The organism is Streptomyces sp. NPDC002265 (assembly GCF_040296125.1).
In the GTDB taxonomy this organism is placed as follows: Bacteria; Actinomycetota; Actinomycetes; order Streptomycetales; family Streptomycetaceae; genus Streptomyces.
The window spans coordinates 1-2,539 of sequence record NZ_JBEOWS010000619.1; the positions used below are offsets into that span (position 1 = coordinate 1).

The 2,539-nt window shown below is 70.7% G+C and carries 2 protein-coding genes and 1 pseudogene; all 3 read right to left on the reverse strand.

What is annotated here, in order from left to right; genetic code table 11:
* Positions 1-291: pseudogene (locus ABT085_RS45605) on the reverse strand (carbohydrate ABC transporter permease); the annotation flags it as partial.
* Positions 288-1,652 (reverse strand): ABC transporter permease, encoded by a 1,365-nt coding sequence (locus tag ABT085_RS45610; protein WP_351622954.1) that lies wholly within the window; start codon positions 1,650-1,652, stop codon positions 288-290. The pseudogene ABT085_RS45605 and the gene ABT085_RS45610, both read right to left, overlap by 4 nt.
* A 6-nt stretch (positions 1,653-1,658) precedes the next feature.
* Positions 1,659-2,539, reverse strand: an 881-nt coding sequence (locus ABT085_RS45615) for an ABC transporter substrate-binding protein (RefSeq protein ID WP_351622957.1), incomplete at its 5' end; no start/stop codon positions are given.

Sequence of the window (2,539 nt, forward strand, 5' to 3'; positions counted from 1 at the left end):
GCCGGCGAGTGCCGCGATGACCACGACCAGGAACGTGGCCGGCACCGAGATGAGCACCGTGTTCCACAGCGACTGCGTCATGCCGGAGTTCTTCAACAGCGCCGTGTAGTTGTCGAAGGACAGCTGGCCGGGGCTGGAGAACACGGTCCACCAGCCGCCCTTCGCGGTGTCCTGGGCCGAGCGCAGGGAGGACGCCAGGAGTCCCGCGAGCGGGGTGAGCCAGACCAGGCCGGTCACCACCAGGAAGGCCTGCACCAGGCTGTTGCCCAGGCCGCGCCGGATCGCGTTCATCGCTGACTCCTTCGGAAGCGGCGGACGTTCAAGGCCATGGCCGGGATGACCAGCAGCAGCAGGAGCACGCCCAGCGCGCTTCCCAGGCCCTGGTTGTTGCCGCCGCCGAACGACACCAGCCACATCTGGGTGGCCAGGACGGTCGCGTCCTGCTGCACCGGGCCCGGCGCGATGATGTAGACGAGGTCGAAGACCTTCATCACGTTGATGACCAGGGTCACGAAGACCACGGTCAGCACGGGGGCCAGCAGCGGCACCGTGATCCGCCGGAAGATCTGCCACTCGTTGGCGCCGTCGATCCGTGCCGCCTCCAGCGCGTCGCGCGGCAGGGCGGCGAGCCCGGCTCCGATCAGGACCATGGCGAAGCCGGTCCAGATCCACAGGTAGGCACCGATGATTGCCGGGGTGACGAGGGCCGGGCCGAGCCAGGACACGCCCTGGTAGGGCTGGGCGAAGTTCGAGGCGGGAAGCTTGATCGTGTAGTCGGCGGACTTCAGACCGGAGAAGCGGTAGGAACCGTCGGCGGCCGTGGTCGTGCTCGCGCTGACCGTGCCGTCGGTGTCGACCGCCTCGACCCGCATCCCGGGCAGACCGCTCTCCTTGCGGTCGACCTCGCCCTGTCGGCCTCCCCCGCCGGGGGTGAAGTCCAGGTAGACGACTCCGCCGACCTCGCCGGCCGCGACCGGGCGCCGGGCGGCCGGGTAGGCGGGCCGTGCGGCGGCGGGCACGTCGGCGGGGGCGACGCCGACCATCCCGAAGTCCACCGACGTGCCGGGCGGCACCTGGCGGCTGCTCCGGTAGGAGCCGTCGGGGCTCGCGGTCAGGCCGTGGCCGTCGCGGGCCCGGGCGGTCGGGTAGGCGGAGGTGCCTTTGAACGCGTCGTGGACGCCGACGACGGCGGCGTTGAGCACACCTTTGGAGGGGTCCTCGTCATAGGCGAGCCGGAAGATGATCCCGGCGGCCAGGAACGAGACGGCCATCGGCATGAACAGCAGCAGCTTGAACGCGGTCGCCCAGCGGACCTTCTCCACCAGGACGGCCAGGACGAGGCCGAGACCGGTCAGCAGGGTGGGCGCGACGACGACCCAGACGGCCGTGTTGCGTACGGCCGTGAGGGTGGCCGGGTCGCGGAACATCTCGGTGTAGTTGCCCGCGCCGACGAAGCGGGTGCCGGAGGCGTCGAAGAAGCTGCGGCCGACGGAGAACAGCACGGGATAGACGACGAGGGCGCCGAGCAGGAGCAGCGCCGGGAAGACGAACAGGAGGGCGCCCAGGCGTGCCCGCCGCCGGGAGCGGCGGGCACGTTCGGCGGCTGCGGCGGCCGATGGGCCCACCGTCTCCTCGACCAGGGTGGAGGTCATGGTCCGTCAGCCCTGGTAGGCCTTGGCCGCGGCGGCTTCCAGCTGGGCCGCGGTGCCCTTGGGGTCGGACGGGTCGCGCAGGAAGTCCTGCAGGAGCTTCCACTCGCCGGCGCCCTTGGTGCCGCCGAAGGCCGCGGGGGCCTGGTCGGACATGTCGAAGCGGACCGAGTCGCCGGCGTCGACGAGGGACTTGGCGGTGGCGCGGGTGACGTCGTCCGCGTAGGAGTCGAGGGGGAGGTTCTTGTTCGGGGACAGGTAGCCGCCCGCCTTCGCCCAGACGGCCGAAGCCTCGGGGGTGGCCAGGTATTCGAGGAGCTTCATGCCGGCCTTGGCGTTCTTGCCGTCCTTGAGGACGACCGCGGCGTCGCCGCCGCTGACGACCGGGGCGGTGCCGCTGCCGACCGGGGGGAAGGGGAAGAAGTCGGCGTCCTTGCCGATGGTCTTGTTGAACTGGTCGTGGGCGACTCCGGCGACGAAGTCGCCCTCGTAGACCATGCCGGCGTCCGGCTTGGGGCCGAAGACCTTCTCCACCGAGCCGGGGAAGTCGGTGTTGAGGGCCTCCTTCTGGCCGCCGGCGACGAGTTCCTTGTCCTTGAAGAGCTCGCCGAGGGTGCCGAGGGCGCTGACCACGGAGGCGTCGGTCCACTTGAGCTTGTGGGCGGCGAGGGCGTCGTACTTCTCGGGGCCGGCCTGGGAGAGGTAGATGTTCTCGAACCAGTCGGTGAGGGTCCAGCCGTCCTGTCCGGCGACCGAGAAGGCGGACAGGCCGGAGTCGGAGATCGTGTGCCCGGTCTTGAGCATGTCGTCGTACGAGGCGGGGGGCTTGACGCCGGCCTGGGTGAAGGCCTCGGGGCTGTACCAGACGGTCGACTTGTGGGCGGCCTTGA

What these genes read in the sequence shown, in the direction of transcription:
- ABT085_RS45610 (WP_351622954.1), bottom strand. Translation starts at nt 1,652, where the DNA reads ATGACCTCCACCCTGGTCGAGGAGACGGTGGGCCCATCGGCCGCCGCA.